The sequence below is a fragment of the Pediococcus stilesii genome (genome assembly GCF_001437075.1).
Taxonomy (GTDB): domain Bacteria; phylum Bacillota; class Bacilli; order Lactobacillales; family Lactobacillaceae; genus Pediococcus; species Pediococcus stilesii.
This window is the reverse complement of the sequence record NZ_JQBX01000011.1, coordinates 24,062-49,572: the sequence shown is the minus strand read 5'-3', so window position 1 is coordinate 49,572 and position 25,511 is coordinate 24,062. Positions and strand designations below refer to the sequence as shown.

The 25,511-nt window shown below is 36.2% G+C and carries 19 protein-coding genes and 1 riboswitch; of the genes, 3 read left to right on the top strand and 16 right to left on the bottom strand.

The genetic code is table 11. From position 1 onward, the window contains the following. Positions 1-68: 68 nt before the first annotated feature. From dltD to IV81_RS05985, 7 genes are all read right to left on the bottom strand, one after another. Entirely contained in the window at positions 69-1,352 is a 1,284-nt protein-coding gene (dltD, locus tag IV81_RS06015) for a D-alanyl-lipoteichoic acid biosynthesis protein DltD (RefSeq protein WP_057803287.1), read from the bottom strand. Positions 1,353-1,354: 2 nt separating this feature from the next. Next, positions 1,355-1,588, bottom strand: a complete 234-nt coding sequence (gene dltC, locus IV81_RS06010; protein WP_057803285.1) for a D-alanine--poly(phosphoribitol) ligase subunit DltC — start codon at positions 1,586-1,588, stop codon at positions 1,355-1,357. A gap of 21 nt (positions 1,589-1,609) precedes the next feature. Further along, positions 1,610-2,806 (bottom strand): D-alanyl-lipoteichoic acid biosynthesis protein DltB, encoded by a 1,197-nt coding sequence (dltB, locus tag IV81_RS06005; protein ID WP_057803283.1) that lies wholly within the window; start codon positions 2,804-2,806, stop codon positions 1,610-1,612. After that, on the bottom strand, positions 2,806-4,332 hold the full coding sequence (gene dltA, locus IV81_RS06000) for a D-alanine--poly(phosphoribitol) ligase subunit DltA (RefSeq protein WP_057803281.1): 1,527 nt from the start codon (positions 4,330-4,332) through the stop codon (positions 2,806-2,808). Before dltA ends, dltB begins: the two co-directional genes overlap by 1 nt. Before the next feature lie 18 nt (positions 4,333-4,350). Further along, positions 4,351-4,500, bottom strand: a complete 150-nt coding sequence (locus IV81_RS05995; RefSeq protein WP_057803279.1) for a teichoic acid D-Ala incorporation-associated protein DltX — start codon at positions 4,498-4,500, stop codon at positions 4,351-4,353. A 422-nt stretch (positions 4,501-4,922) separates the two neighbouring features. Continuing rightward, on the bottom strand, positions 4,923-5,504 hold the full coding sequence (locus IV81_RS05990; protein WP_057803277.1) for an ECF transporter S component: 582 nt from the start codon (positions 5,502-5,504) through the stop codon (positions 4,923-4,925). A 125-nt stretch (positions 5,505-5,629) separates the two neighbouring features. Then, positions 5,630-5,752, bottom strand: a riboswitch (FMN riboswitch). Positions 5,753-5,808: 56 nt separating this feature from the next. Beyond that, the gene (locus IV81_RS05985) at positions 5,809-6,261 is read right to left on the bottom strand and encodes a MerR family transcriptional regulator (RefSeq protein WP_057803275.1); all 453 of its coding nucleotides are present in this window, start codon (positions 6,259-6,261) and stop codon (positions 5,809-5,811) included. A gap of 149 nt (positions 6,262-6,410) precedes the next feature. Between IV81_RS05985 and IV81_RS05980 the strand changes: the two genes are divergently transcribed. Beyond that, positions 6,411-7,889, top strand: a complete 1,479-nt coding sequence (locus IV81_RS05980; protein ID WP_057803273.1) for an MDR family MFS transporter — start codon at positions 6,411-6,413, stop codon at positions 7,887-7,889. Continuing rightward, complete coding sequence (locus tag IV81_RS05975) at positions 7,889-8,653, top strand: DUF4811 domain-containing protein (RefSeq protein WP_057803271.1); 765 nt, start codon at positions 7,889-7,891, stop codon at positions 8,651-8,653. The genes IV81_RS05980 and IV81_RS05975 overlap by 1 nt, the downstream gene beginning before the upstream one ends. A gap of 100 nt (positions 8,654-8,753) precedes the next feature. On the opposite strand, the gene argH is transcribed toward IV81_RS05975, so the two are convergent. The 8 genes from argH to IV81_RS05935 all read right to left on the bottom strand — a co-directional run bounded on the left by argH (position 8,754) and on the right by IV81_RS05935 (position 20,664). After that, complete coding sequence (gene argH, locus IV81_RS05970; RefSeq protein ID WP_057803269.1) at positions 8,754-10,136, bottom strand: argininosuccinate lyase; 1,383 nt, start codon at positions 10,134-10,136, stop codon at positions 8,754-8,756. Between the two features lie 364 nt (positions 10,137-10,500). Next, positions 10,501-11,724 (bottom strand): argininosuccinate synthase, encoded by a 1,224-nt coding sequence (locus IV81_RS05965; RefSeq protein WP_057803267.1) that lies wholly within the window; start codon positions 11,722-11,724, stop codon positions 10,501-10,503. A gap of 21 nt (positions 11,725-11,745) precedes the next feature. Continuing rightward, positions 11,746-13,215, bottom strand: a complete 1,470-nt coding sequence (locus IV81_RS05960) for an ABC transporter permease subunit (RefSeq protein ID WP_057803349.1) — start codon at positions 13,213-13,215, stop codon at positions 11,746-11,748. A 209-nt stretch (positions 13,216-13,424) separates the two neighbouring features. After that, positions 13,425-16,367 (bottom strand): LTA synthase family protein, encoded by a 2,943-nt coding sequence (locus tag IV81_RS05955; protein ID WP_057803266.1) that lies wholly within the window; start codon positions 16,365-16,367, stop codon positions 13,425-13,427. Positions 16,368-16,532: 165 nt separating this feature from the next. Further along, positions 16,533-17,723: a CDP-glycerol glycerophosphotransferase family protein gene (locus tag IV81_RS05950; RefSeq protein ID WP_057803264.1), complete on the bottom strand. Its 1,191-nt coding sequence runs from the start codon at positions 17,721-17,723 to the stop codon at positions 16,533-16,535. Positions 17,724-17,935: 212 nt separating this feature from the next. Further along, positions 17,936-19,057 carry a serine hydrolase domain-containing protein gene (locus IV81_RS05945; RefSeq protein WP_057803262.1) on the bottom strand — a complete coding sequence of 374 codons (1,122 nt, stop codon included), beginning with the start codon at positions 19,055-19,057 and terminating at the stop codon, positions 17,936-17,938. A gap of 74 nt (positions 19,058-19,131) precedes the next feature. Next, positions 19,132-19,677, bottom strand: coding sequence for a hypothetical protein (locus IV81_RS05940; protein ID WP_157059757.1), 546 nt, complete (start codon positions 19,675-19,677; stop codon positions 19,132-19,134). A 171-nt stretch (positions 19,678-19,848) separates the two neighbouring features. Then, positions 19,849-20,664: a glycosyltransferase family 39 protein gene (locus IV81_RS05935; RefSeq protein WP_057803258.1), complete on the bottom strand. Its 816-nt coding sequence runs from the start codon at positions 20,662-20,664 to the stop codon at positions 19,849-19,851. A gap of 225 nt (positions 20,665-20,889) precedes the next feature. Here IV81_RS05935 and IV81_RS05930 point away from each other — a divergent pair, with 225 nt between their 5' ends. Beyond that, the gene (locus tag IV81_RS05930; RefSeq protein WP_057803256.1) at positions 20,890-24,180 is read left to right on the top strand and encodes a CDP-glycerol glycerophosphotransferase family protein; all 3,291 of its coding nucleotides are present in this window, start codon (positions 20,890-20,892) and stop codon (positions 24,178-24,180) included. A 258-nt stretch (positions 24,181-24,438) separates the two neighbouring features. On the opposite strand, the gene IV81_RS05925 is transcribed toward IV81_RS05930, so the two are convergent. Further along, positions 24,439-25,500 carry an ABC transporter ATP-binding protein gene (locus IV81_RS05925; RefSeq protein ID WP_057803254.1) on the bottom strand — a complete coding sequence of 354 codons (1,062 nt, stop codon included), beginning with the start codon at positions 25,498-25,500 and terminating at the stop codon, positions 24,439-24,441. Positions 25,501-25,511: the final 11 nt, after the last annotated feature.

Here is a 25,511-nt window from a genome sequence, read left to right as displayed (position 1 = left end):
AAGGTGATTAAAAAAAGGAGCGAGCCCAGAAACGGGTTCATTCTCCTTTCATTATAAACTAAAAGCGACTAATTATCTTTAATATAAGTGTTTAAGTCCCTTGGATCAAGTTTCTGCCATGTTGTATCATAGAATTTATCGTTCAATTGATGAGTTTCGTTTTTTGAATCCTCATCGATAAATGACTTAATTTTTTGATCAACTGCAAACCATCCGTTCCATCCAAGATGAATCGTATCTTGCATGAAGTATCGCTTAGATCCATCTTTGGATAAATCAACGATGTTGTTAAAACCTTGGCTCTTCAATTGATAATTAATCTTTTTGTTGAATCCGTTAAGCATATTTTCTGAAAGTCCCACATATTTAGCCCACTTTTCATTTACAGGTGGAATAATAAATAAGACGTCCGTGTTATCCTTAGCAAATTGGTTTAGAACCAACTGGAAATCTGAAAATTCAGGTGATTTTGTATAGTTAAAGTTCTTTTCCATCCCCTTGAAGGATTTAATGCGCTTCTTCAAGCGTTGGTTATAAAACGAATTCTTAATTCCAAAATTGTTGCTAGAAGTTTGTTGTTTAGCTTGCTTAGTAATTGCCTGACGAATCAAACTATCTGATTCGTTATCCGGCAAATTCTTAAGCTGCTTATTAACTTTATCTTCATTTCCACCCTTTAGGCTAAAATCAGAAAACAGTTGGTCTTCATGTGATAGCAAACGTTTGTAGTATTTTAAATACGTTTTTTCTGTACCAGACAGCTTTTTACCTTGACTAACCTTCTGCAAAGCTCCGGTTACTTCGCTATTAGTACCTTCAGTACCGCGCGAAATCTTTAGTAAGCGCCTTGCAGCATACCGATCGCTCTCATTTCCCGTTTGATTTTGAAGAAAATTGACCGCCTGTAATTGAGAAAAATAGAATGAAAATGCTTGCGGATCTGCACCATTTTTTACAAACCATTGTGGTGAAATAACAAAAACCGCTTTTTTATTTTTCAGCTGCTTATTTACCCCTTGCATCTGGAAAAAATGCGTTAACGACTGGGTTCCCGCTGCCCCCATTAAGAACGGACGGAAATTCCAATCATATTTTTCTGAAATAACAGATGGATGCGTTAAATCAAATCGTGAAAACTCAGATGAACCGAAAAATGGCACATAATATTTTTTTGACAATGCCGCTTTCTTAACCGAATCACCTTTTAAAATATTGGGCGAAAGTGACGTTGCTGCTTGTTTTTCAATTATTGAATTGATCCGGTTTATTTTGAATGGGGAAAATAAAAGTCCAATCAAAACAACGGCAGCCACCACTAACGGACCAAATATCATCCATAGTTTTTTTCCCACGACTACTGTAATTCCTCAACTTTTGCGATAATTTTATTTGGTGTATCCCATTCGCTTCGTTCAAATTCTGAAACTGGTGCTTCAATTCCTAATTCTGTTTGAAGTTGAAGTAATAGTTGAACAGTTCCCATTGAATCAAGCAATCCTGAGTCAAATAGATTTTCATCCATACTTCCGCTAACATCATTACCTGTTAAATCCGCTAGAATGTTTAATACTGTTTCTTTTGTGTCCATAATTATTTACTCCCCTTTATATTAATGAAAAAATAGTTTGTCTAGAAAACCTGAGAATACCAAGAACGTGAAACATACAAAGTTAAACGTTATAAAAATCGCAAAGTATTCTGTAAATTTATTATGTGGAAAACGTCCTGGATTCTTCTTTTTAAATCCAAGCCACCAATCGTTAACGACTAAAGCTACACCATGGATCAATCCATATAAAATGTAGTACCATGTTTCACCGTGCCAAAATCCCATTAGTAGCATGTTTAAAATATAGGTTATATTGGCAGTCGTTTTGGGATTTTTGAACGTTTTATGCTTCATGAAGAAGAAGACTAAGCGCATATATACGTAGTCTCTAAACCAAAATGACAGCGTCATATGCCATCTATTCCAAAATTCTTTGATATTTCTAGATTTAAACGGCTGATTAAAGTTCATTGGCGTCTCAATTCCCATAAAGTAACTAGTAGCGACGGCAAACAAACTGTATCCGGCAAAATCAAAGAATAAGTAGAAACTATAAACGTACATTACTCCCAATAATCCCCATGATAAACCATGAGATTGTAAAGCAATGTGTTGGACCTTTGGATAAAGATATGTTCCGAAGAAATACGACAACATAAACTTATACACAAATCCTAAAAAGATGTAATGTAATCCCTTTTCCAACATCCCAAGATACTTTTCTCGATCTGGAACGGTATCATAGTCTTTTTTAAAACGACGATAACGATCAATTGGACCGGAGGAAATTGTTGGGAAGAACGCCATAAATTGTAAGAAAAACCACGGATTGAAGTCTTTCAGTACTCCATCACGAATTTCCATTACCGTTTGAACAGCTTTGAATGTTAGATAACTGATCCCTAAAAATCCGATAATCGAAGCCGCTCCCGTCTGTAATAACGGGGTTAATTTAACCACCACTAGTGGTGCAATCGCAAGTAGAACCGCAATAATAAACACCCATGTGTCATTTTTCTTCTTACGATATAAATTATAAAGTGAAACCAAAATCACTTCATATACCAGGTATCCAATTAAAGCAATTCCCTGTTCAAATTTTGGTCCCCCGAAGGTTAGCAAAATAAAGAACAATGAAACTAAAATTTCATACCAGTGAAATCTTTTGCCCCAAAGCATTCCAATCACGATTGGAATAAAGGCTACCGCCAGCATAATAAAATATGCCGGATTTTCGTATGGTGTCAAAGATGGCATTATGCGTTAACCTCTGCAATAACAGTCTTAATATCGATCTTTCCATTGGCCGTCTGCGGTAAACTGTCAACAAAAATGAAACGATTAGGCACCATGTACTCCATCATATTATCTTTTAAGCTATCCTTGATAGCCACTGTTAGTTTTATTTGTGAATCAAAATCATTCTTTTCAGGAACAACATAAGCCACTAATTGAGCGACCTTATTGTCCTTACCATATTTAGGAACAGCAACCCCAGATTGAATTAGTGGGTCGTTGTTTAAATAATGGTTGACCTCTTCTAGCTCGATTCGGTAACCATGCAATTTAATCTGAAAATCAGTTCTTCCACGATAATAAAGCATTCCGTCCTCATCCATAACCGTTAGATCACCAGTTTTATATGCTTGTTGTCCGTCATATTCAAAGAAAGCCTCGTCGGTTTTTTCTTGATTATTTAGATAACCTTTTGAAACACTTGGACCAGCTAATACAAGTTCGCCTTCCGTCCCCGCATTTGCAATGTCTTCGTTATCGTCAAGAATAAAGCCAGCCGTGTCATCCTTTAGATGGCCAATTGGTAACCGATCGTACTTTTCTAGAACTTCGTCGGTTATTTCAATTGAAGTAACTGCGACAGTTGCTTCTGTTGGGCCATAAGTGTTAAAAATCTTAGCGTTTGGAAAACGTTGTTTTAACGCTTGTGCAGTCGCATGGGTTAATTCTTCACCACAGAATAGGAACCGCGTTAATGCAGGAAAATGTTCTGCGTCAAACGTTGGTTGTAGAAGACAAATATCCATAAATGATGGTGTTGAAACCCAAACGTTAAGTCCTAACGTTGGTAAAACTTCAAAAAGCTTTTTAAAATCGTCCGTTACTTGCTTTGGAATGGCTTTAAGTGTTCCACCTAGAACTAGCGTTGGATACAAGTCCATCACGGATAGATCAAATGAATATGGTGGTTGAGATAGCGTTGCTGGTTGTTCTGGCAAATCAAAATCATTAACCTCCCAGTTTACAAAACTCAAAAGATTGTTATGACTAATTTGAACACCCTTTGGTTTACCAGTTGTTCCAGAAGTAAAGATAATGTAGTAATTATCATCACCAGTCACAAAGCTATTTGGTGTGACACTTTTATTTGACTCAAAGACGTCTACTAATTCTTGACCTTCTAGAATTGGTAAATCTTTCAGCGAGATTGGTAGATCTTCAACTGCAATACAAAGACCCGGCTCAGCAATTTCGTTAATCATTGTTAACCGTTCTGCTGGAGAATGACGATCAATTGGCACGTATGCATGTCCACTTTTAACGATTCCAAGAAATGTCGCAATCATCTTGAAGGTCTGTGCTCCATACACCATGATTGGTGATTCTTCTTTAATTCCCCGCGTCAGTATATATGAAGCTAAGCTATCTGAATAAGCTTTTAATTCTCCATAGGTGTTCTTTTCACCTAAGTAATCATATGCAATCCAATCTGGATGCTTTGTTGCAATTGCATCGATTTGTTCGATAACATTAATAACTTTTCCCATAAGTAATAATTCCCCCAGTTAAAACTCGTTATAAATGAATGTCCCACCAGACATACCACTATACCCATATAAATAAAGTAATATTAGTAGAACCGCAAAGTAGAACACGGTTCGGGTAATAAACTTCACTGAATTATGTTGCCATAGATCCTTAAAAAAGGTTAGCATCACAATCCCCCCTTGTTGATTTGACGTTTACTATTTACAACTGTCTGTCATAAAATATCTTTATCAAGACATTAAGTAAAAGTATGCCATTAAATCTCAAAATTGTAAAATGTTTGTAACATAATGTGCCTAAAAAATTCATAAATTCATCCAAAATTCATATGTAAATTCAGTGAAATTTCCCACTACGTACCTAATTACGCAAATTTAAAATTAAAAAGTAAAAAAAAACTAAAAATTAACAATATCGGCTTAACATTTTACGATATTAATTATAATCTTTAGCTTTTTCATTTTCTATTATTTTGACCTGATAAAATGGATAAATATAGTAATCATTAATTGATAAGTGATTTAACTTCAATACTTATACTAGCAGTATTAATTCATTCTAATCTAAATCATTCCAGTTATCTAAAATACTAATTAGCTGCCCTTCTGATGATCGGAAGTAATCTGAAGTAAACTAGTGCAATAGCAACTCCTACAATCAATCCTTTTAGTAGATTGAACGGTACGATTCCATAAATAACCATGTTTAACGTTGAAACATTGATTTGGAAGCTTGCTAGCTTCATATATAATGGCAACATAACAAATAGATTTGCTAGACTCATAATTACCGTCATCAAAATTGAACCAACCAAAACACCCTTAATCAGTGCACCCATTTCTTTTTTATGTTCGCTGCCATGGGCGGCTTTCAAAAAGTAATAAATCGGTAAAACATACGACACTGCTGCCATCCAATTTGCAACGGCTCCTAATGCTCCAGCAGGATTACTATCCCGTAAAATAATATCCATTAACCCCGCCAAAGCCGCGGTTGCCATCCCCCAAATTGGGCCAAACAGCACCGTCCCAATTAATACCGGAACATCCGCAAAATCAATCTTCAAAAAAGAAAATCCCGGTAATAGCGGAAAATCAATGAAAATTAAAACAAACGAAATCGCGGCCAACATTGCTACTACAACCATCTTATTAACTTTAGAAACACTCATATTTACTGCCTCCTTGGATTTGGAGCACCTTCTTGGTTTTATTTACACAAAAAAACACCAACGCTTAAAATTCGGGGCGTTGGTGTTTAAGTTGGACTGCTAGCCTTCCAACTCGCGCAAATAAATTCAATCTCCCTTTATCTAGACTTTAACTATCGGTTTCGGAATTACACCGAATCGACCATCCAAAGATAGCTCATGGACTTTACCACCGGTCGGGAATCACACCCTGCCCCTTGAAGATGAACCTTATTATTCGTAAGTATTTCATCTATAATATATAGCACCGCGTACCATTCGTCAATTATTTGTCCTTCTTTTTGATCTGAAAAAAACTTTCCCCGTCTTCCATGAGATCAATATGCAGATGCTGCTCTGCGTCGACGTCCTTGATTTCGCCTAAATCAATTTCATAACCGCCCTCAATTTCATAGCCATTATCAAATCGGGTTTGTAAAAATTGCCGCAACCTTTTCATAATTCGGGCATTGTTCGCCGTTTTTTCAGCAGCGCTGGCCAGTGTATATCCTTCATTAATGTATCCGGCAATATCACCAGCCTGTAGTAGCGTAAAATAGGTGTACTTTCGCTGACCCGATTTTGAAATTTTAGATTTAATGTAACCTTTTTTCTCCCAATAGCGTAGTTGTCTAGTTGACACGTCAATTGCGTTGGCAACATCACCAATACTTAACAGTAATGAATCGCTATCAATAATTTTTTTAAGCGTATTAGCGTGATTACTGGAACTATTCATAATTCTCCTCCTAGTTAACAAGTTCAACCTTATCCTATTAATTAAACTAATTATAACTTACCTAACACCTTTGTCAAATAAGTTGACAAACAATTCAAAACGACTTATAGTATCCAAAGAAAAGTTTTTTGAAAAGGGGTTGTAAGCTTATGCCACAAGCAATTGATGCACACGGAAAACCATACAAGCGTTCCTTGTTAATCCTTGTGCTATTAATAGGTACTTTCTGTACCGTTTTGAACCAAACCATCTTAACCACTGCGTTTCCAACTTTAATGAACGCCTTTGATATCAGTACCTCAACTGTACAATGGCTCACTACTGGATTCCTAATGGTTAATGGGATCATGATTCCTATTAGTGCCTGGCTGACAAGTCGCGTTCCATCCAAACGACTATATTTATCAGCCATGTTTATTTTCTTAATTGGAACCATTCTTTGTTATACTGCTCCATCATTTCAAGTTCTACTCGCTGGTCGTTTAATTCAAGCCCTTGGTGTGGGTGTTACAATGCCACTTCTCCAAACCTTGATGTTAACTATTTTTCCAGCAAATCAGCGTGGTTCAGCCATGGGACTTGCTGGTTTAGTTATCGGTGTTGCTCCAGCAATTGGCCCAACACTTTCCGGTTGGATTATTGATAATTACAAGTGGCGGACCCTATTTGGAATGATTATTCCAATTGTAATTTTTGTTTTATTGGCCGGATTTTTATTTATGAAAGATGTTCTAAAAACTGATCAAAAGAAGCTTGATTGGATTTCAGCTGCTCTTTCCACAATTGGATTTGGTAGCCTTCTTTTTGGATTTTCAGAAGTTGGCGACAAAGGCTGGGGCGACTCACTCGTTGTAACAACTCTGATCGTCGGAATTATCTTTGTTATTTTATTTGGATTACGTCAATTAAGATCCAAGAATCCGTTCCTTGATTTACATGTTTTAAAGATTCCAGAATTTTCAATTTCAGCCGCATTGAGTTCTGTATCGATGATTGCAATGGTCGGAGCCGAAATGGTATTGCCACTTTATATTCAGACCGTTCGCGGTGAGACCGCCTTTCATTCTGGATTAACCCTTTTACCAGGGGCATTAATGATGGGGGTTTTAAGTCCCATTACCGGACGTCTATTTGATAAGATTGGTGCAAGACGACTAGCCGTAACTGGAATGTTTCTTTTAACCGCTGGAACGATACCTTTTGCATTTATAACTACGACAACCCCAATGATTTACATTATTGTGTTATACGCCGTTCGAATGGCTGGTATTGCGATGACCATGATGCCCGTTACGACATCTGGAATGAACTCTCTTTCATTCGATAAAATGGGCCATGGAACTGCTGTTAATAACACGTTACGCCAAGTAGCTAGTTCAGTCGGAACTGCTATTTTGGTTAGTGTTTTAACAAACGTCACTAAAAATCAAATGCCAGGTAAACACCTGCTAACCACTGAACCGCTAGCCTATAAAAATCAAGCTCTTGACGCCACCGTTGCTGGGTACCATGCAACATTTTGGATTGCAATTGCATTTAGCGCACTCGGATTGCTCATTGCATTCTTTGTTAGCACCCGTGCCGGTGGTTCTGCCAAGGTCCAACCTCAAGCTGGAGGTGAAAAATAATGATTATTTTTCTTTTAATTATCGCTGCCATTGCACTATTCGTTTCGATGACGCTGATTTCTAAAACGACAATTAGAATTATTCTTTCCCTAATTTCGGCAGTTGTAGTGGTGGGTTCTTCCGTTTTGATGGTCATGAATGACCGCGAACATTTTGGGATGCATAAAACTACCGAAACAACGACTCAGGAAATTTACTCTGTTTCCCCATCGAAGCAGATGAACATGTTACTTTATAAAAGTATCGGAACGGCTGACAAAGAGCGCGTTTACCTTTATAACGAAACAGATTCTCAGAAAACACCTAGCCATACCGCTACTGATAAAACGACCAATACGGTTCATACAACAACAAAAGATTCCGCTCGACTAGTTAAGAAAACTACTCGTTGGGTTTATAAAAACGGTACGTATCAATTCTGGTTTGGGATTGCTGGTAATAATCGCGAAGTATCAAAGCGCGTTAATACTTTCTATGTTCCTAAAGACTGGTTGACTTTATCAACAACTCAAGCGACAAAACTGGGTAAATTGGTTAAACAAAATCAAGCCCAGATGAAAAAAGATGCAGCACAATATGTTAAAACCAAGGTTACAGCAACGGTTAAAGCAACCCTAACCGATGCAATGAAGAAAAATCCAACAATGAGTGCTGCTGATCAAAAGAAATTAACCGAAGAGACAACTAAAAAAGCTTCTGCGCAATTTGCTGCTCAGTATCAAGCACAAGCAATGCAAAAACTAATCGAGGAAGCTAAGAAGTAATTAAATTAACACCGGATTTTCTACGTGAAGCATCCAAATTAGTTATTAACTTCGAACAATAAAAAAGCAATCCAAAACTGGATTGCTTTTTTTGCTGTCTTTAGCGATTCGCTATTATTTTATAATCACGTTCAACTTCTTTTTTTACATTTGAAATTGCGGTTCCGCCAATTGAGGTTCGACGTTCCACGGCCACTTTTGATTTTAAAACTTCGTAAACATCATCCTCAATTTGGGCCGAAGCCTGCTTTAATTCAGCTAATGGCATCTGAGTCAACGTGGTTTGGGTCTGAATCCCTTTCAAAACCAGTTCACCCACAATTGCATGGGCCTGTCGGAATGGGATTCCTTTACTTGCCAAATAGTCGGCAAGTTCAGTTGCATTCGAAAAATCATTTTCGGTTGCCGTACTCATCCGTTCCTTATGCACAGTCAACGTTGCCAGCATTCCGTTAAAAACATTAATCGATGCAAGAATGGTATCCATTACGTCAAAAGCGGCTTCCTTGTCTTCTTGCATATCCTTGTTGTATGCCAACGGAATGGCTTTCATTGTCGTTAACAATCCCATTAATCCACCATAGACCCGCCCCGTTTTACCACGCACAAGTTCGGCAAAATCTGCATTCTTTTTTTGCGGCATGATTGATGAACCTGTGGAAAAAGTATCATCCAGTTCAATATAATTAAATTCGTACGTTCCCCAGAGAATTAATTCTTCCGCCATTCTGGACAAGTGCATCATCAAAATTGATGCGTTGCTTAAAAATTCCAAAGCAAAATCACGATCGGATACTGCATCTAAACTGTTGTGATAAATTTTATCAAATCCTAGTTCTTCCGCGACAAATTGCTGATCAATCGGAAAAGTCGTCCCGGCTAACGCAGCAGCGCCCAAAGGAAGAATATCAGTATGTTTTCGATTAAATTCAAAACGCTCATAATCCCTCTGGAACATTTCAAAATATGCTAATAAATAATGTCCGTACGTAATTGGTTGCGCATGCTGCAGATGCGTATATCCGGGCATAATTACATCCGCATTTTGATCAGCTAAACTAACCAATGTTTTTTGAAGTTCGGTTAGTTCATTTAGCACCCGTGGTAAACGATGCTTCATCCAAAGATGAAAATCAGTTGCTACTTGATCGTTTCGTGACCGTGCCGTATGAAGCTTACCAGCTACAGCACCAATCTTCTTTGTCAAAATCGATTCGATATTTAAGTGAATATCTTCATTAGCAATTGAAAACTTAAGTTCACCATCATTTAACTCTTGCTCAATTTCTAGTAAACCCTTTTGAATCTGGTCCACTTCATCCTGACTTAAAATTCCTTGTTTTCCCAACATTTTTGAATGTGCCAACGATCCCTCAATATCTTCAGCCGCCAATTTGTAATCGAACGGAATTGAAGCTCCAAATTCATCGACCCATTCGGCCGCTTTTCCCGTAAATCGGCCACCCCATAATTTATCTGTCATATTTTACCTCGTTGTTTTTTTGTTTTTGAAATGATTTTTGGTTTGTATACTCTGGTTAAGTAGACGCTTGCTTGTAGCCTAGTTGAGCTTCGAAAAACAGAAGCCTATGGATATTAGCCACGCCTAGACTAATCCTCAACTCTTGACCACCTTTCTCCGTATCCTTTTTTCAGTTGAACTTCGAAAGATTGTGTTCTGCGGCTAGCCTAGCTAGATAAAACATCCACTGATGCTTCAATTTAAGTGGACGCTTGCTTGTAGCCTAGTTGAACTCCGAAAGGCAAGAGTTTCCGGTTAGTTACGCCATGGCTAACATCCACAAACTCCCGTGGATATTAACCATAGCCAGACTAATCCTCGACTCTTAAACGCCTTTCTCCGTATCCTTTGAATGCACATGGTTAACCTGTTCGAACACCATCGTTGGTAAACTCCACAACTTGATGAATCCACTGGCAGCGACCTGATCGAAGCTGTCAGATGCTGTGTATGTTGCCAAATTTTCGTCGTATAGTGAATTGGTTTCTGACTTACGTGCGACGGCTGTGGCGCCTCCCTTGTATAACTTCATTTTGACCGTTCCATTCACTACTTGTTGGGTATGGTCGATGAAGGCTAGTAGTGAGTCAAATAGTGGTGAAACCCACATTGCGTTATAAATTAAGTCGGTAATCTTGTCTTCAATAATTGGTTTGAAATGAGCAACGTCGCGTTCGAGCGTTAAATCTTCCAAATCTTTGTGGGCGGTCATGATTACTGCTGCTCCGGGAGCCTCGTATACTTCACGGGACTTGATTCCAACCAGTCGATTTTCAATTTTATCAATCCGGCCGATGCCATGTTGGCCAGCCAATTCATTCAACTTCACAATCAACTCGCTTAATTTCATCTTTTCATCATTTAAAGCTACTGGAATTCCCTTTTCAAACGTTAAATCTAAAAATAATGCTTCTTCTGGCGCGTCTTCTGGTGCGACCGTCATTCCCCACGCATCATCGGGAGCCTGATTCCATGGATTTTCAAGAATTCCAGCTTCATTGGCACGGCCCCAGAGGTTCGCATCGATTGAATATGGCGATTCTTTTCCAATTGGCACTGGAACATTGTGTTCTTTAGCATAATCAATTTCTTCTTCACGTGACCAATGGAAGTCACGAATTGGTGCCTCAATTGAAAGTTTAGGATCAAGAGCATGAATTGCAGCCTCAAAACGAACTTGATCATTTCCTTTTCCGGTTGATCCATGGGCAATTGCGGTTGCTTCATTATCATGAGCAATTTGAACCAATTTGTCGATAATTAATGGACGCGAGAGTGCTGAAACTAGTGGATATGCCCCTTCATACAGCGCATTGGCCTTAATCACTGGAGTGACATATTTATCAGCAAATTCATCCTTGCCGTCGACCACGATGGAATCAATTGCGCCAACTTTTAGCGCTTTTTTCTGAATTTCAATCAAGTCTTTTCCGCCTTGACCGACGTCCAAAACGACCGCAATTACTTCGTATCCTTTATCCATTAACCATGGAATCGCAACTGATGTATCTAATCCGCCTGAATATGCTAAAACAATTTTTTGTGTCATTTTTAAAATTCCCCTTTAAGTTTAGTGTTTAAATGAATGTGTTTCGATTAACGCTAAGATTCTTGAAATTCCAAACGTTAGTACAAAGTAAATCATTGCCGCGATAAAGACTGGTAAAAACGGCTTAAATGATGCTCCTTGAACAATTGAAGCCTGAAACATTAACTCGGTTGCTCCAATTACTGAAAGTACTGATGATTCCTTAATTACGGTCACAAACTCATTTCCAAGTGCCGGCCAAATACTCTTAAGTGCTTGTGGCATTATGACAAAGCGCATCGACTGACTGTATGAAAATCCGAGCGAAGCAGCTGCTTCTTTTTGACCCAGTGGAACCGAATTAATTCCTGAACGAATAATTTCAGCAACGTATGCTCCTGAATTAATTGCCATCGCCACCGCTCCGGCCATAAATGGCGATAAGTTCAATCCAATAATTTGAGTTCCAAAGAAGATCATAAAGGCTTGTACCAACAACGGCGTTCCTCGGATAAATTCAATATAGACATTAGCAATAATTTTCAAGATCCAATTTTTGCTAATCTTCATCAATGCCATGAATGTACCAATGATTGAGCCAAAGAATACGGCAATTGCCGCAAATGCCAGTGTCCATAGCGTTCCGGTAATAAAGAAATTACCGTATTTCGCCCAAAAACTGCTATTTTGGCTTTGAATCTTATATGAACTTGTTAGGTATTTTTTGAAAAGCCCTTGTTTTTTGATTGTGTTAATCGACTTATTAACTTGTGTTTTAAGCGATTGAGCTTTGAGTGGCATTGCAACCGCGGTTGGTGATTTTTCCGTTACGAATTTGGGATAAATTACTTTTAAACTCTTATCTTGATATGCATAGGAATCGGCAATTATTCCCGCCAATACCGCTCCATCAATCTTTTTGTTAATAACCTGTCCAACAATATCCGTGGCCTTCTCTAAGGAACGAACTTTAGCACCCGGAAGCTGCTGTTTAGCAACCGTCTCTTGCATCGTCTGCTTTTGAGCGCCAATTGTTTTACCGTTAAAATCCATAATTCCCTTGTACTTCTTTTCGTCCGCCTTCCGAATTACCATCGCCTGTTCTTCATACATATATGGTTCGGAGAAAAGCACCTGTTTTTCACGTTCCGGCGTTTCGCTCATTCCAGAAATAACCATATCGACTTTGCCAGTATTCATTGCTCCAATCAAGGCGTCAAAGCCGAGCTCTTTAATTTGAAGTTTCACGCCCATGTCGTTGGCGATTTTTTGTGCCACTCGCACATCAGCACCCACAATCGTATCCTGACCTTTAACCGTGGCATGAAATTCCAGCGGTGCATAATCGGCTGACATTCCAACGATCAGATAGCTTCTTTTTTTGATTTTTGTTAAGTACTCATCATTTTGGGTCTTGGCCTTGCCATCGTCCGCAAATATCGTCGCAAAAGCTCCTGAAAAGCTCATAAAAAATATTGCTAAAACGATGATCCACTTTTTCAGTTGCTTCATAACGATCATCCTCATTTTTCCCTCATTTAAATTTAATATTAATATACTCTTATTTTATCTTTATGCAACATTATATGATTATATTTATATTTTTATACATTGATGCATTGTATATTCATATGGAAAATGAATAAAAAAAGCAATTCAAAATAAAATTTGAATTGCTTAAATGTAAAATATTTAATTTTGAGGTAGCATTAGTTCAACCGCTATACCTTGAAAAAGCTCGAATTTTCACCCAAATAATGCTTCCCAGCCGTAATATCATATTGAATTAATTTATATTCATTTAATAGTTCTTTTTGCTTAGCAGTTAGATCTTTTTCTGAAACTTGTTTACCATTGTCTAGCATATACTTGTCGCGCTCACCCGCAGGCAACTGTTCCATGCACTTCGTCAATAAGGCGTAATATGGTGACACTTTTGAATTAGTCTGTTCTAACATCATCGGGGTAAACATATATGGTGCTGCGACCGCTTTTTTAACTTTTCGTTTACTATGATTCGAATAGATAAAGTAATCCGTCTGATGAATTTCAGAATCGTATTGGACTAATTTTTGATCACTATCTTTTTGCCATTCATAAAGTCCCGGCAAATGGTCGCCATAAAATACTAAGGTGACATCCCTTTTTTCAGAATCAACCTGTTTAATCAATTCTTTTAAATCCTGGTCCGTTTGATTAATTCCATACGCATAAGTTCTTAAACGGTCCAAACTTGCGTCACTCAAACTTCCACTGGCAGGAAAATTATTTTCTTTGCCATACTTATCCTTAAAATATGGCATGTGATTTTGCATAGTCGATAATTGAATAAATTGACCACCTTGATGTTGATCCATAATGAGTTTTAGTTCTTCATACGCTGATTTATCCGAGATGTATTTGGAACCACTCGCAATACTGTCTCCTGAAGACTCTACCCCGCCAATCGCTTCTTTATATTTCACCTGATCCGGCGCATAGGTATTATAAAATTTTTGAAAACCTAACTGTTTAAACGCGTTAATTCGGTTGTAATAAGTTGGTTGGAACGGGTGGATTGCATTTTTAGTCTTAAATAAATCTAGTACAGAAGGCTGATACTTTATCTTAGGCATTAACTCAACATATGGTGTTGATAATGCCGGTGCAAAGTTATTTAAGGACATACTGGTGAGTGCTTCATATTCCATGTCCGCGGTTCCACCGCCATATCCATAACTATCCATCAGGCCCGATGTGGTTGTTTTCTTCAACTGATCCGTATTGGGAATTGGATCATTCATCTGAACTCCAGGAACGCGCTGCGGATTTGAAAAACTTTCACTTAAAATATAAACAACCGTCTGCTTACTAATATCATTTTGACGATCCTTATTGATGCTTTTGGCTTCTTTTTCTAATTTTTGCGAAAGTTGCATAATCGCTGCTTTTGAATATCCACTAGGTTGCTCCATTATTGGAATAATCATTCTACTAACCAGTGTAACAACCGGTCCATTTGACCTAAAGTCTCCCTTTATGCTTCCAGGATGCGCTTTATATTTAAATTGATTAGCCATCACATCGTTAAAAATCGTGTGATCCTCTGTTTTCCACGTCACGACCGAACTAGGCATTAATGGCAATTTGATCATAAAGAAACCTAGAAAGGCAACTCCACTAACTAGCAATAATAAGCGTTGCTTCCAACTAAATATGGGAACAAATTTGGCTCTTCTTTCTAAATAAACTCCCAGGAGGACTAAGATAACCAAAATTGCAGCCACTGCAGCAACCAACCACACGTTTACTAAGCTTGTAATTTCCTTAATATTTTTCAAATTACTCGATATATCAACGGGCAGTATTGGTTCATCCCTTGATAGTATTTTCTGATAATTTGCAAATACAAATACCAATAGAACTACCGAAAATGCAGTAATCGAAATTACCAAACGATTAATTAATGCAAAAATTATCATTATAAACGCAAAAATCATTAACATATTTAAAAGCATCAATTGCGGTTTATACCGGACGACAGCAACCGCCGAACGCACGCTAAACGAACTATTGGAAATCAGCATAATCACATTGGCAAAAATCGATAAGGCAAGTGCAATCACCATCGCAACCGTTTTTTTAGGTGAGAAAGCCAGTACCTGGTGTTTAAAGTTGCCTCTCAAAATTTCAATTAGTATTGCTATTAAAGTGGTCACAACTGCCGAAATTAGTATGGCGCCAATCAGATGAAGTGGCGTCTGCTGCATCCAATATACCGTCCCCCACATATTCCGCCAGAATGGCTTTATAAACAAAAAATGGGTCGAAAATAAACTAGCACCAAAAACTAAATCCCACGATATGTAATTTGTGATATTTTGCTGCTTAAGTAAAATGAACACCGATAATCCAATAAAGAAGGCCCAAGAATTTGTCATCAAAAAGGACAAGCGGTTAATTGCTATATCTCCGTTATTAAAAATTATGTTATGTGGACCAACCAAATTTAACAGCAAGGTTAAAACTAATCCGCTACCAGCAAATATTCCTAAAAATCGCTTAGCATATTTAACTTTGTTTTCCGCAGAAATTTGATTAAGATACTTTGTGGCTAATAGTAAAAATATTCCCCACAACATCGTCCCAAAAGAAAAGCTTGCATCTCCTGAGAGCTTTGTTATCCACAAGATGGTTGGCATAACCGAAAGCACTAAAAATGCATAAATTAAATATCTCAATTTAATTTTTTCAATATTGATTTTCCTCAGTAAAAACGCACCCACGCAGACAGTTAACGCTGCCGTAGCGAGCTTATTCGTTTGGAATAAAATCGGAAATGAACTTCTAAAGATGTCAAAAGTATTAAACCTGACAGCGATCATTCCCCAAACTAGTAATGAAAAAAATAATGAGTAGAAAACTATTTGTAGCCAAACATCTCTAATTTTATTGAAGTTGACCTTTTTTAAAACCCTATCTGCCAGAATCAACAAAACTATATTCTCAATAATTGGTTTTAAACTACTTAAAATTTCAAATAAAAAAGCTCTCTTTGCATCAATATTAAAATGCCATACCCCACTAGAGTAGGCCGTTGCTGAACCTAATATAATTAAAAAAACAATCAATATATTAATTGCAAAACTTAATCGTTTGTTGACTCTTACTTTAAAATTGTCCAATATTTTCGCCTTCTAACTTATGTGTATACATTTAAATCATACGCTTACTTTTGTGCTTCCACCATATTGAATAAAATAAAAGTCCTCTTCCAACTCATTTCGTAATGAAATATAGCTTGAAGAAGACCACTTATTGATCTTTATTTTAGAGGGGCGCATCTATCGCTAGCGTTCTTTTAAAATATCGTCGATTTCCTCAACAACTCTTTTAGACGCGTTTCCCGCATTAATTTTACAAAAGCGATTGTAAAACTTCATGAAGTTTTCATCGCTTGTCATATCCGTCACCTGTAAACCATGAGCAATATTTGCCAGAAGCGCATCAACATCATAAGCAATTTCACCCGGTAAATCCTTTGTGTAATTCAAATAAAATCCGCGAAGTTCATCTTTATAAACCTCAAAATCGTAAGGAAAAAAGACAATGGGGCGTTTAAGATATGCGTAATCAAAAAACACGCTTGAATAATCCGTTACTAACAAATCCGATATTAAATATAAATCTGAAATGTTGGAATAACTAGATACATCGTAGGCAAAGCCTTCCATATCTGAAAGGTCCACTGCATTAGAAATTAAATAATGCATTCGTAGCAACAATACGGTGTCTTTTCCGAAGGCCGCCTGCATTTGCTTTAAATCAAATGGCAGTTGGAACGAATATTTGCCCTTCGTAAAAAACTGATTATCCCGATATGTAGGTGCGTATAACACAACTTTTTTATTCGCCGGAATTCCTAAGCGTTGCTTAATTTTATTGATTAATGCTTCGCTCGGCTGCGCCAATTCATCATTTCGCGGGTATCCAATCTCGAGAATTTTATTCTCATAGCCAAACGCTTTCCTAAAAATTTGTGTTGCATATTCGTTTGGACTAATTAAATAGTCCCATCGATTTGCCTCTTGAACAAAATTTTCGTGGTATTTTTCAGTTGTTGTTCCGGGCATCATGACGTTTTCAATGTCCAATCCCAATTTTTTCAAAGGCGTCCCATGCCACGTTTGGATAATCTTTACGTGCTCTGGTTTTCGTACCCACTGTGGTAAACGAGCATTTTCGACCCAGATCTGGGCCTTTTCAATGACCTTCACCCACTTAAAGCTGCCACGAATAACATAATCGTATCCATTGGCCTGTGCCAATTTCTCCAATTCCTTGTTGATAACCCATACCAACTGGTAATCAGGATGGCTCTTTTTCAGTTCTTCATAGATTGCCAGTGGTGAATCACTAATTTGACGTCCCCCAAAGCTTTCAAAAATAACTGTCTTTTGTTTGTAGGGTTTGTAGTTGATTTTAAAATTATAAGTCAGTAGTCTTCTTTTTACTTTTTCTAAAAATGTTATTAAGTTCATTGGAATCCGTCTTTCTGATAGTTTTTTTACATAACCAGTATAATATAGTTTTTCTAACTTAAATTAGATAATATATACATCAATAACAAGTTAGTACTGGATTGCCGGCGAACATCTTAGCTAAACTAACCAGGTTATTGAAAATAATTATGAGTAAAGAAAAGAGATAGTAAATTATTAAATCCACTACCTCCTTCATACAAAATTCTTCTTTATTTCAATACTTCACTTGATAATTGATCTACAGCCTTTTTTAGCTCCCCATGTCCTGAATATTGGTAATTACTAAATACCACAACAGCCTTCTTACCGTCCTGACTGATGCGAATATGATCCTGGTAGCCATATCCATATCCGTTTGCATATCGATATACCGGGTCTTTAGAGGTGTACAATCCGCCGTAGTATTTTGCTCCGTTTGCCACACTAGACAGATAGACTTCATTTGCAGCCTCTTTCCCAAGTAAATTACCATTTAACAGGTTAGATAAAACTTTATAAAAATCTTTAACTGACATATAAACTTGACCTGTTCCAAGTTCAGACTTAATAGTTGCTTTATTCGGCTTCTGAAGCGTCTTTTTAACTGTACCACTGTTCTGATCCACTAGAATATATCCTAATGAACGATCGGTTTTAATAACTTTGTTATAAGCCATTTCGGTTTCTTTAAGCTTTAATTTCTTAACATACAAATTATTAAATAACTGGGCGTATGTCCTTCCCGATGTTTTCTGGATAATTTCTGATAAAATTACAAAATTAACCGGTTGATAGCTCCACGTACCCTCATTATCAGCAGTAAATTTAACGTTGTCGATCACTTCATTCAAGAGTTCATCGGTAGTCAAACTATTACCAGTAAATTTTAATTTTCCCATTGACAGACCCGAGGTCATATCTAATAGTTGTCTAACAGTAATTTTGCTGGCACCGGGTAAATTTGGAATATACTTGTTAACTTTATCCGTAAATTTTAATTTTCCATCGTTAATTTGTTGCATTACTAGCCCAGCAGTGAGAGATTTTTGTAAAGAGTCAATTTCATATGTCGTCGTCAAAGTGTTTTCTTCACCCGTCGCATCATTTGCGTTTCCTTTTACATAGCTATCAACCACTTTATTATTTTCAACTAAAATTGCTGAACCATTAAACCCAACCGACGAAAGTGTTTTTTTTAATTTCCCTTTATAAGGATTATCTTTAGGCTTATCTACTACTTTGGTTTTATCGGTTGCCACTGCACTGCTTTTTTTGTTTTGTAGTGAAATTCCACCCAAAATAACACCCACAATAATGATAGCTCCCAGAAGCGCATATAAAATTTTTTTCATGACTCTAATATTATCCCCCTACTTGTCAATACTTAGTTCATAGAATACACGAATTAAGCATGAAAATAAAACTTTTACTTTCTCTCCATCAAAATAACTCTAACCGAGCTAAGTCTCCCACTAAAATTATTGGAAAATACGTATCTAGTTTTATTGCCCAGACTAATTTTCTTATAATTTTGTTTAATAATCGGATTTTTTAAATCTCCTTGCCCCACAATGATAAACTTCGTACTCTTATTCTTTACAGACATATCTAGTGCTTTGGTTTGTGGAGCAATAATTAAATTCGTTCTTTCAAAAAAATATCCAGATTTTTCCACATTTACATATCTTTCTACGCCTAAATCAATGGTTCGATAATATAGCAATGTTATCTTTTCACCATTTGCTCGATTTTTAATTTCATCTCCAAATTTTTTTGCAACATTGAACGGACTGCCCTGCCTAAAACCCGAGAGTTTTATTGACGGATTGGTTTTAGGTGCTATCACCATAAAGAACAAAAATAGTGCCAACGTTGAAGCAAACACTAATCCTACATTAAAGTCCATTTTCGAAATAACATTGACAATAGCATATACTATTGTTGAGATCATAATAAATTCTAAAACCAGCATCACGTAGTCCCCTGGACGTAGTGCCCAAAAACTGATAAATCCTGTAATTGTAAATACTAGCATAATCGACGCTGCTACAAAACGATCTTTTAGCAAGATTAACGTAAAAATAAATACTACCAAAATTAAAATACTTGTATTTACTAATCCATTTAAAAAGATGCTCATAGATTACAAAAAATGAGAAAAGATTGGTAGAGTTTCCTTTGTGTACGATGTTAAATTTGTGACAAAATATACTTCAAAATATTTTTTTATACCACCCACATAAGCAAAATAACCCAACATGGGTAAAAAAACCGTTAGAGTTCCTAAAACACTCCAGATCAAGATTTTACCAATCGTTTTACATGCTCTTTTCAAATCTTGTGATACAAAAATTTTAAACAGAATTATGATAGCCAGTGCTATCCATGGACCAATAAGCGAGTATTTCATATTAAAAACCCAAGCAAATGAAACTCCCACCAGGAAAAAGTGCGAATATTTTTGATTTTTAAAAAAGCTTTGAATCATGTATATGCTTATTAAAATCCAAGGAATGGAAAATTCTTCAGGGCTTCCGCCGTTCTTAAAAGTGAAATTAGATACCATCCACATAGGAACTAACAGAGCACCTAAAATTGACAAGCTTGTTTTTTTATTAACCAACTGTATATCAAAAATTTTCTTCAATAAAAATTGGATAACCAGTAAGTTAACAATTTCTACAATAAATAACCCGATATATCCACCTTTAGAAATCATATTTGCAATTAAATATAAAATATACATCGAAGGACCACGCTGTTCAAAAACATCCTTAAACGGGATGTATCCCTGACTCCATAATTGTCCAATACGCAACATCGCATTAGCATCATCCCAAGTATTCCCACTTCTCAGAGGCGTTGAGGTAATATTTATAAAGCAAAAAATCGCTAGCAATATGATTGTAAAAATATATAAATAATTCTTGACCTCAAAATTTTTAATTCTTAACAACATGTTTACCCTTCCCAAATTCGATTTTAGACTTTTTTGAGTATAAACAATTATTGTTCAGACCTCAAGGCGTGTGTGGCACGCATTATCACACTTACGATACTTCTCGAAAAATTTTATGAGTTATGAAATTGTGGTAAAATTACAAACGTTGATGCCAATAAAAGCTTACCGCATATACACTTATAAAACCTTTAACAATAATGTTCAATATTGGGAGAAAATTTCATGAAACAGCTTGAAGTAAATTTAATAAAAAATGTACTAAACATCAGAATGTTTGAAAGAACAGACTTTAAAAACCTATCTTTAAATTTAGTAGATGACGTTAGCTCTGTACCATTAACTAAAATTAATGAATTTCCTATTGATGATCCCGATTATAAAGGATATGAATTTCAAATTGATCTAGGCGAATTTCTAGATGACCGATTTAAAAGAGGCTTGCCACTAACTGATGAAAGTTCATCTAAAGTTATTATTCAATCTAACTACACGATCGAATCTTTTCCCAGTTCAGACGACGTTCAATCAGAACCCACGTTTGAGGAATACCATACGTCTTTAAGAGTTCCTTTTAAAAAGAAATGGTCTCTAGATAATTTCCATAAGGTTTACGATAGTGCCAATTTACATTTTTTAAATGTATACGTAACTAAAAAAAATGCTTTAGCGATTCTAATCGATCAAGAAGTTAGGCCTTCACAGTACTTGCGCCATCGAATGATAACAAAACTTGATATTCATGAAAAAGAAATGAAAATCAAGGGAGAGATCAAATTAAATTACTTTAGTTTACTGGATTGTCACGTTGAAATGATTGAACGCGGCGGTAAACAAAAAATATCTTTTCCCGTAAAAATTAAATCAGCACCGATTAAAAGTAATAAATCTTTTCGCTATGAATATGAAGTCTTTATACAAATGGATTACGTCTTAGATTATCTAAAAAATCTTAAGCAAACAGAGGAACTTAGTTTAGATCTTTTCTTTGTTGTTAATTTAAATCAAAATGATTCTTCATCTACTTTTAGAGTGGGAAATCCAAAATTTCTAGTCGATTATTTTATGAAGGGTGAATTGGCTTCATTTGATTCACAAAATAACCAATGGTACTCCCTGGTTCCTTATTTCACTCTCAAGGCTACAAATTTGTCGTTTACGTTCAATGTATACGACAAAGAGGCTTATGATTATTTTCGATCAAATAAAAACAATTGGAACAGCGTTGCAAAATCTGGAGAAGAAAAAGATATTTGGATTATCGGAGAGCGTTCGTATAAAGCACAAGACAATGGATACCATTTTTTCAAGTATCTTCGGGAAAATCACCCAGAGATTAATGCCTACTATGTGATACGTAAGAATTCAATTGAGAGACGTAACGTTGATCCCTTAGGTCATGTAATCTTTTTTAACTCTAAAGAGCATTTTGAGAAAGTTATCCAAGCAAAATACATTTGTGGAACTCACCATCCAGACTCTCTTTATCCAATTAGAAGCAAAGAGTATATTAAACACATCAAAGCAAAAAAGATTTTTTTACAACATGGTGTGTTTGGAACCAAGAATATAGCCCCAATTTATGCTAAATCGGTCAATGAATTCTACACAGATTTATTTATAACTAGTTCTCCAAAAGAAAAAGGAATTGCGATGACTGACCTTGGCTATTCCAAATCGGAGGTTGCAGTCACCGGTCTGGCCCGATTTGACACCTTATTTAAAAATGACATTAAAGTAAAGCGTCAATTATTAATCATTCCTACTTGGCGAGATTGGATTACGAACGCAGAGCAATTCGAACAAAGTGAATATTTAGAAAGGTATCGCGCTTTGTTATTTGATCCACGATTAAAAGCATTTAGTGAAAAAAACAATCTCAAAATTATTTTTTGTCTACACCCGAACATGCAAGATTATATCGACTATTTTAAAGACGTTCCGGCAACATTAATAAATCAAGGTAAGGTTGACGTCCAGGCTTTAATCAAGGAAAGTATGATGATGCTTACTGATTATTCGAGCGTGGCCTTTGATTTTAGTTTTCTACACAAACCCGTTTTATATTATCAATTTGATCGAAATCGTTTTTTGGGTAAGTATCCTTCCCACCTTGATTTAGACAATGAATTACCTGGTCCAATTGTTGATAACCTTGATAACCTATTTAATGAACTAAATAACTCTGCCGCAAACAATTTCTCTATGGAACCCGAATACGTTACAAAGGCAGATTCCTTCATTGCTAATCGAGACACTCATTCAAGCGAGAGGATTTACAAGGCTATAGTCAACCTTAAAAATAAAACTTTAAAACAAAAAGTACAGGATGACCCACTTTATTTAAGAATAAAACGCCGATTTAGGAGAAGTAAACACTACTTCCCAACTATGAAAAAATTATATTGGATCTGGTCACACACTTTACCCGTTAAAGAAAATCAAATTTTATTTGAAAGTAGTCTTGGAAAACGTTTCGAGGACAGTCCACGGGCTATCTACGAAAAGATGGTAGAAAATAATGAACCTTATGAGTACATTTGGGTTTCCAATAATAACATGCCATTGAAAGCGAACCCCGATACTAAAGTCATCAAACGTCTTTCTTTTGAATATTATAAATATCTTGCAACAAGTAAATATTGGGTAAATAATCAAAATTTTCCCACTTATATAACCAAGCGCAAGGAAATATCATACCTTCAAACTTGGCATGGTACGCCCTTGAAAAAAATGCAACATGATCAAACCATTATTGAGGGGCGCGATGATTCTTACTTAAAGAGAGTTACGCATGCCAAAGATCAATGGAGTAAGCTTGTTTCTCCTTCTCCATATGCTACTAGTGCATTTCGATCTGCATTTCAATATGATGGTTCCGTTATTGAAAAGGGTTATCCAAGAAATGATGTTTTTTACAGCTCCGATTCAAATAATATTCGTGAGCACGTTCGAAAAGATTTGGGTATTCCTGCTGATAAAAAAGTGATTTTGTACGCTCCAACATTTAGAGACTATGAAAAAAGTGGCAAAAAATTTGTCATGGAAAATGAGATTGACTTTGAGCAATTTGAAAAGAAACTTGGCGATAATTATGTCCTTTTAATGCGTCAGCACGTGATCGTTGCTTCTAAATTATCAATCCCGGCTGAAATGCAACACAATATTATTAACGTCTCTACGTACCCAAATATCCAAGAATTAATGCTGGCAAGTGATATGCTGGTCACAGATTATTCATCCGTTATGTTTGATTACCTCAACGTTAATCGTCCAATGTATTTCTTCACCTACGATCTAGAAAAATATCTCGATTTAAGGGGCGTTTATTTTGACTTTGAAAAAGAGGTTCCTGGTCCGATCGTTAAAACTTCGGATGAACTGTTAAATGCCATTGCGAATAACGAAACTTATTGGGATACCTATGGTGCTCTGTATAAAGATTTCCAGAATAAATTTATTCCTTTTGATGGACCCAACACTGCGGAGACCGTTTATAAAGATTTCTTTAAGTAACAAGTTTAAAAAACACCTAAATTCATAAATTACTTTATGTTAATCCTTCTATTATCAGCAGACGAAACACTTAATTCTTCTGGCTGATCATGGAGGGATTTTTTTATACTTCAAAAATTAAACGTTTGCAATAAGTTAACAGAATTTCGGCATAAAAATAGCTTTACTCCTGATAAATATCGGAGTAAAGCTATTTAAGTATGAGATTAAAGTTCTATGTTATTTTATTTACAAGGTTAAACATTTTTCAGCATCTTTTTATCGTACTTTATGTTGAACCGGATGAATCAAGGTAGAAGGACTCTCTAAGGACTTTGTTATAGAATGTCCCGACACATTAACCATTGCAAAAAATATGAAGGCCAAAATAGCGATAATAACAACCATCCTTGTCGCTATTGACATTTTATCAGGCAATACCTGCCCATACATTCGTTTTTGTATATTTTTTTCGGCTTGTTTAACTTCCACGCCAACTTCAACCTGATCGTTAATCAATGATTGTTGATATCCATCAATACTAAATTCAATTTGTTGTCGTTTCTTATCTTGTTGATATTTTTTTCGTTCTTTAGCAGTTTTTTTCTTAAAACTACTAGAGAATTGGCGATAATGCGATATAACTTCATCAGTATCACCCACTTCTCGTAACTCTCCAAAATGCATCCAAGCAACTCGATCACAAATCATTTTCACCTGACTTAGAGAATGACTAACAAATAAAATCGTCTTACCTTGCTTTTTAAATTCCATGATTTTATCCACACATTTTTGATAGAAAGTATCATCTCCAACGGATAACGCCTCGTCAATTATCATAATGTCAGGATTAATGTGCACTGCTATGGCAAAACCTAAACGTGAACGCATTCCACTAGAATAATCTTTAACGGGCTGATTAATAAACGTTCCTATATCCGCAAAATCGATAATTGAATCTCGGACATCATCAATTTCCTTAATTGTTAGTCCTTGCATTAATCCTTTTAAACGAATATTTTCGGCTCCTGTTAAATTCTTCTTTAATCCCGCTCCAATTGCAATAATTGACGTATCTCCTCTAACATCCACAGTTCCAGTGGTTTGAGGAATAATTCCAGAAATAATATTTGAAATGGTCGATTTTCCAGATCCATTAACCCCTATAATCCCAAAAGTTTCACCGGGTTTGATAGCCAGACTAATGCCTTTGAGCGACCAAAAATGTGGGACATCAACTTTACCAATGTTAAAAAAATTTTTTAATTTATCACTCTTAGTTCTAAAAAGATCATACTCTTTTGTAACATTCTCTAATTTTATTTTATATGAATTATCCATTTTTAAAATCC

Bases quoted from the DNA above. Each gene is read 5' to 3' on its own strand.
- IV81_RS05975 (WP_057803271.1), top strand. From the start codon at position 7,889: ATGATTATTTTTCTTTTAATTATCGCTGCCATTGCACTATTCGTTTCG.
- dltB (WP_057803283.1), bottom strand. From the start codon at position 2,806: ATGCCATCTTTGACACCATACGAAAATCCGGCATATTTTATTATGCTG.
- IV81_RS05985 (WP_057803275.1), bottom strand. From the start codon at position 6,261: ATGAATAGTTCCAGTAATCACGCTAATACGCTTAAAAAAATTATTGAT.
- IV81_RS05945 (WP_057803262.1), bottom strand. From the start codon at position 19,057: ATGAAAAAAATTTTATATGCGCTTCTGGGAGCTATCATTATTGTGGGT.
- IV81_RS05995 (WP_057803279.1), bottom strand. From the start codon at position 4,500: ATGCTAACCTTTTTTAAGGATCTATGGCAACATAATTCAGTGAAGTTT.
- IV81_RS05935 (WP_057803258.1), bottom strand. From the start codon at position 20,664: ATGTTGTTAAGAATTAAAAATTTTGAGGTCAAGAATTATTTATATATT.
- dltA (WP_057803281.1), bottom strand. From the start codon at position 4,332: ATGGGAAAAGTTATTAATGTTATCGAACAAATCGATGCAATTGCAACA.
- IV81_RS05950 (WP_057803264.1), bottom strand. From the start codon at position 17,723: ATGAACTTAATAACATTTTTAGAAAAAGTAAAAAGAAGACTACTGACT.
- IV81_RS05940 (WP_157059757.1), bottom strand. From the start codon at position 19,677: ATGCTGGTTTTAGAATTTATTATGATCTCAACAATAGTATATGCTATT.
- IV81_RS05930 (WP_057803256.1), top strand. From the start codon at position 20,890: ATGAAACAGCTTGAAGTAAATTTAATAAAAAATGTACTAAACATCAGA.
- IV81_RS05960 (WP_057803349.1), bottom strand. From the start codon at position 13,215: ATGAAGCAACTGAAAAAGTGGATCATCGTTTTAGCAATATTTTTTATG.
- IV81_RS05925 (WP_057803254.1), bottom strand. From the start codon at position 25,500: ATGGATAATTCATATAAAATAAAATTAGAGAATGTTACAAAAGAGTAT.
- IV81_RS05980 (WP_057803273.1), top strand. From the start codon at position 6,411: ATGCCACAAGCAATTGATGCACACGGAAAACCATACAAGCGTTCCTTG.
- argH (WP_057803269.1), bottom strand. From the start codon at position 10,136: ATGACAGATAAATTATGGGGTGGCCGATTTACGGGAAAAGCGGCCGAA.
- IV81_RS05990 (WP_057803277.1), bottom strand. From the start codon at position 5,504: ATGAGTGTTTCTAAAGTTAATAAGATGGTTGTAGTAGCAATGTTGGCC.
- IV81_RS05965 (WP_057803267.1), bottom strand. From the start codon at position 11,724: ATGACACAAAAAATTGTTTTAGCATATTCAGGCGGATTAGATACATCA.
- dltC (WP_057803285.1), bottom strand. From the start codon at position 1,588: ATGGACACAAAAGAAACAGTATTAAACATTCTAGCGGATTTAACAGGT.